Origin of the sequence: Paraburkholderia phymatum (genome assembly GCF_040965635.1) — a bacterium.
Classification (GTDB): domain Bacteria; phylum Pseudomonadota; class Gammaproteobacteria; order Burkholderiales; family Burkholderiaceae; genus Paraburkholderia; species Paraburkholderia phymatum_B.
The window spans coordinates 1-5,246 of record NZ_JBFRCH010000076.1; the positions used below are offsets into that span (position 1 = coordinate 1).

General features: G+C 54.9%; 2 tRNA genes and 2 rRNA genes. All 4 read right to left on the minus strand.

The window, feature by feature from the left end:
- Positions 1 to 97: 97 nt before the first annotated feature.
- The 4 genes from AB4Y32_RS40050 to AB4Y32_RS40065 all read right to left on the minus strand — a co-directional run bounded on the left by AB4Y32_RS40050 (position 98) and on the right by AB4Y32_RS40065 (position 5,065).
- Positions 98 to 2,979: ribosomal RNA gene (locus AB4Y32_RS40050) — 23S ribosomal RNA — on the minus strand.
- 286 nt (positions 2,980 to 3,265) lie between these two features.
- Positions 3,266 to 3,341, minus strand: a tRNA-Ala gene (locus tag AB4Y32_RS40055).
- Between the two features lie 48 nt (positions 3,342 to 3,389).
- Positions 3,390 to 3,466 (minus strand) — tRNA-Ile (locus tag AB4Y32_RS40060).
- A gap of 68 nt (positions 3,467 to 3,534) precedes the next feature.
- Positions 3,535 to 5,065 (minus strand): 16S ribosomal RNA (locus AB4Y32_RS40065).
- Together the 16S and 23S rRNA genes with 2 tRNA genes alongside form the textbook arrangement of a ribosomal RNA operon.
- Between the last annotated feature and the right edge of the window lie 181 nt (positions 5,066 to 5,246).

Genomic DNA, 5,246 nt, shown 5'->3' on the forward strand with positions numbered 1-5,246 from the left:
TCGATCTGTCAACCATCAGCGTGTCCGTGCTCCCTTCGGGAGTGAGATGCCCGCACGTGCTGAAGCACGAGCGATCATCGCAAAACACACCGGTTATAGGATCAAGCCTTACGGGCAATTAGTATCAGTTAGCTTAACGCATTACTGCGCTTCCACACCTGACCTATCAACGTCCTGGTCTTGAACGACCCTTCAAGGGGCTCGAAGCCCCGGGGATATCTCATCTCAAGGCGAGTTTCCCGCTTAGATGCTTTCAGCGGTTATCTCTTCCGAACATAGCTACCCGGCGATGCCACTGGCGTGACAACCGGTACACCAGAGGTTCGTCCACTCCGGTCCTCTCGTACTAGGAGCAGCCCCCTTCAAATATCCAGCGCCCACGGCAGATAGGGACCAAACTGTCTCACGACGTTTTAAACCCAGCTCACGTACCTCTTTAAATGGCGAACAGCCATACCCTTGGGACCGGCTACAGCCCCAGGATGAGATGAGCCGACATCGAGGTGCCAAACACCGCCGTCGATATGAACTCTTGGGCGGTATCAGCCTGTTATCCCCAGAGTACCTTTTATCCGTTGAGCGATGGCCCTTCCATACAGAACCACCGGATCACTATGACCTGCTTTCGCACCTGCTCGACTTGTCAGTCTCGCAGTCAAGCACGCTTATGCCATTGCACTATCAGCACGATTTCCGACCGTACCTAGCGTACCTTCGTACTCCTCCGTTACACTTTGGGAGGAGACCGCCCCAGTCAAACTGCCCACCATGCACTGTCCCCGATCCGGATCACGGACCAGGGTTAGAACCTCAAACAAACCAGGGTGGTATTTCAAGGACGGCTCCACGCAAACTGGCGTTCACGCTTCTCAGCCTCCCACCTATCCTACACAAGCCGGTTCAAAGTCCAATGCAAAGCTGCAGTAAAGGTTCATGGGGTCTTTCCGTCTAGCCGCGGGGAGATTGCATCATCACAAACACTTCAACTTCGCTGAGTCTCGGGAGGAGACAGTGTGGCCATCGTTACGCCATTCGTGCAGGTCGGAACTTACCCGACAAGGAATTTCGCTACCTTAGGACCGTTATAGTTACGGCCGCCGTTTACCGGGACTTCAATCAAGAGCTTGCACCCCATCATTTAATCTTCCGGCACCGGGCAGGCGTCACACCCTATACGTCCACTTTCGTGTTTGCAGAGTGCTGTGTTTTTATTAAACAGTCGCAGCCACCAGTTTATTGCAACCCTTTCACCCTTTGCGCGCAGGCGCATCAAGCTACCAGGGCGTACCTTATCCCGAAGTTACGGTACCAGTTTGCCGAGTTCCTTCTCCCGAGTTCTCTCAAGCGCCTTAGAATACTCATCTCGCCCACCTGTGTCGGTTTGCGGTACGGTCACTATTGGACTGAAGCTTAGAGGCTTTTCCTGGAACCCCTTCCAGTTGCTTCGCTTCCGAAGAAGCTCGCGCCACACCCTTGAATTGCGTGCCCGGATTTGCCAGAGCACCTTCTCCAATGCAGCGACCGGGACTTCCAACACCCGGACAACCTTCCGCGATCCGTCCCCCCATCGCATCCAACAATGGTGCAGGAATATTGACCTGCTTCCCATCAGCTACGCATTTCTGCCTCGCCTTAGGGGCCGACTCACCCTACGCCGATGAACGTTGCGTAGGAAACCTTGGGCTTACGGCGAGGGGGCCTTTCACCCCCTTTATCGCTACTCATGTCAGCATTCGCACTTCCGATACCTCCAGCACACCTTACAGTGCACCTTCGCAGGCTTACGGAACGCTCTCCTACCATGCGTGCCAGGCACGCATCCGCAGCTTCGGTATATGGCTTAGCCCCGTTACATCTTCCGCGCAGGACGACTCGATCAGTGAGCTATTACGCTTTCTTTAAAGGGTGGCTGCTTCTAAGCCAACCTCCTGACTGTTTTAGCCTTCCCACTTCGTTTCCCACTTAGCCATATTTGGGGACCTTAGCTGGCGGTCTGGGTTGTTTCCCTCTTGACACCGGACGTTAGCACCCGATGTCTGTCTCCCGTGATTGCACTCTTCGGTATTCGGAGTTTGCTATGGCGAGGTAATCCGCAATGGACCCCTCAACCATGACAGTGCTCTACCCCCGAAGGTGATACACGAGGCACTACCTAAATAGTTTTCGGAGAGAACCAGCTATTTCCAGGTTTGTTTAGCCTTTCACCCCTATCCACAGCTCATCCCCTGACTTTTCAACGTCAGTGGGTTCGGACCTCCAGTACGTGTTACCGCACCTTCATCCTGGCCATGGATAGATCACCTGGTTTCGGGTCTACACCCAGCGACTATATCGCCCTGTTCGGACTCGCTTTCGCTACGCCTGCCCTAATCGGTTAAGCTCGCCACTGAATGTAAGTCGCTGACCCATTATACAAAAGGTACGCCGTCACCCCTTGCGAGGCTCCGACTGTTTGTATGCATGCGGTTTCAGGATCTGTTTCACTCCCCTCCCGGGGTTCTTTTCGCCTTTCCCTCACGGTACTGGTTCACTATCGGTCGATCACGAGTATTTAGCCTTGGAGGATGGTCCCCCCATCTTCAGACAGGATTTCACGTGTCCCGCCCTACTTGTCGCATACTTGGTTCTTTCTCGCTGTTTTCGCCTACGGGGCTATCACCCGCTATGGCCGCACTTTCCAGAGCGCTCGGCTAACAGCAAGAATAAAGAATGCAGGCTGCTCCCATTTCGCTCGCCACTACTCTGGGAATCTCGGTTGATTTCTTTTCCTGCGGTTACTTAGATGTTTCAGTTCACCGCGTTCGCTTCACATGACCTATGGATTCAGTCATGGATACTCCATTCGGAGTGGGTTTCCCCATTCGGACATCGGCGGATCAAAGCTCGTTTGCCAGCTCCCCGCCGCTTTTCGCAGGCTACCGCGTCCTTCATCGCCTGTGATCGCCAAGGCATCCACCACATGCACTTGTTCGCTTGACCCTATAACGGGTGTGTCTCTCACGATCCACCTCCGCTACAGGCTGAGTTTTCGCGTTGTGCCGTATTCCAAAGCCCTCTTTCGAGGAACTTAAAAATACTTCGATACAATCACAACCCTGAACAGCTACTCACGCCCATCTCTAAGCGCTTTCACCTGTTCTCTTTACTACTTCTTCCTGATTGTTAAAGAACGACAGCCGGTATCCATACTGCCCGTACCGCACTGACTGGCGCAATTGCCAATGCGAAGCCTTCTGCATCGCGCAGAACACTGTGCACTGGTAACTGGTGGAGGATGACGGGATCGAACCGACGACCCCCTGCTTGCAAAGCAGGTGCTCTCCCAGCTGAGCTAATCCCCCGCACTGACCACAACCCCGGGGCACTTCGCGCTCTCGCCGCAGACAACGTGGTGGGTCTGGTTGGATTCGAACCAACGACCCCCGCCTTATCAAGACGGTGCTCTAACCGACTGAGCTACAGACCCCTGAGCCTGTCTCTTGAACTCAACAGCCGACAGATGTGAGCGCTCAACTCTGAACGCATAAGCTCTGGAAAGGAGGTGATCCAGCCGCACCTTCCGATACGGCTACCTTGTTACGACTTCACCCCAGTCATGAATCCTACCGTGGTGACCGTCCCCCTTGCGGTTAGACTAGCCACTTCTGGTAAAACCCACTCCCATGGTGTGACGGGCGGTGTGTACAAGACCCGGGAACGTATTCACCGCGGCATGCTGATCCGCGATTACTAGCGATTCCAGCTTCACGCAGTCGAGTTGCAGACTGCGATCCGGACTACGATCGGTTTTCTGGGATTGGCTCCACCTCGCGGCTTCGCGACCCTCTGTTCCGACCATTGTATGACGTGTGAAGCCCTACCCATAAGGGCCATGAGGACTTGACGTCATCCCCACCTTCCTCCGGTTTGTCACCGGCAGTCTCCCTGGAGTGCTCTTGCGTAGCAACCAGGGACAAGGGTTGCGCTCGTTGCGGGACTTAACCCAACATCTCACGACACGAGCTGACGACAGCCATGCAGCACCTGTGTTACGGCTCCCTTTCGGGCACAACCACCTCTCGGCGGTCTTCCGTACATGTCAAGGGTAGGTAAGGTTTTTCGCGTTGCATCGAATTAATCCACATCATCCACCGCTTGTGCGGGTCCCCGTCAATTCCTTTGAGTTTTAATCTTGCGACCGTACTCCCCAGGCGGTCAACTTCACGCGTTAGCTACGTTACCAAGCCAATGAAGGCCCGACAACCAGTTGACATCGTTTAGGGCGTGGACTACCAGGGTATCTAATCCTGTTTGCTCCCCACGCTTTCGTGCATGAGCGTCAGTATTGGCCCAGGGGGCTGCCTTCGCCATCGGTGTTCCTCCACATCTCTACGCATTTCACTGCTACACGTGGAATTCCACCCCCCTCTGCCATACTCCAGCGCTGCAGTCACCAATGCAGTTCCCAGGTTAAGCCCGGGGATTTCACATCGGTCTTACAGCACCGCCTGCGCACGCTTTACGCCCAGTAATTCCGATTAACGCTCGCACCCTACGTATTACCGCGGCTGCTGGCACGTAGTTAGCCGGTGCTTATTCTTCCGGTACCGTCATCCCCCCGCCGTATTCGGGCGGAGGTTTTCTTTCCGGACAAAAGTGCTTTACAACCCGAAGGCCTTCTTCACACACGCGGCATTGCTGGATCAGGGTTGCCCCCATTGTCCAAAATTCCCCACTGCTGCCTCCCGTAGGAGTCTGGGCCGTGTCTCAGTCCCAGTGTGGCTGGTCGTCCTCTCAGACCAGCTACAGATCGTCGGCTTGGTAGGCCTTTACCCCACCAACTACCTAATCTGCCATCGGCCGCCCCTTGAGCGCGAGGCCCGAAGGTCCCCCGCTTTCCTCCACAGAGCGTATGCGGTATTAATCCGGCTTTCGCCGGGCTATCCCCCACTCCAGGACACGTTCCGATGTCTTACTCACCCGTTCGCCACTCGCCGCCAGGCCGAAGCCCGCGCTGCCGTCCGACTTGCATGTGTAAGGCATGCCGCCAGCGTTCAATCTGAGCCAGGATCAAACTCTTCAGTTCAAACCTGTTACTGTTTTCGGTTCAGTTACGAACCGGTCGCTCACTCAAAATCACTGACAGATGGTTCGAGCGGGTTTCTCAACCCCTCAAACCTTCCTCAATTTCTTTCTGTGTGAGACTCGATTACTTTTGCCTTCGGCAATTCCGGAAAATCGCCGCGCGCCGTCATCGAGCACCCACA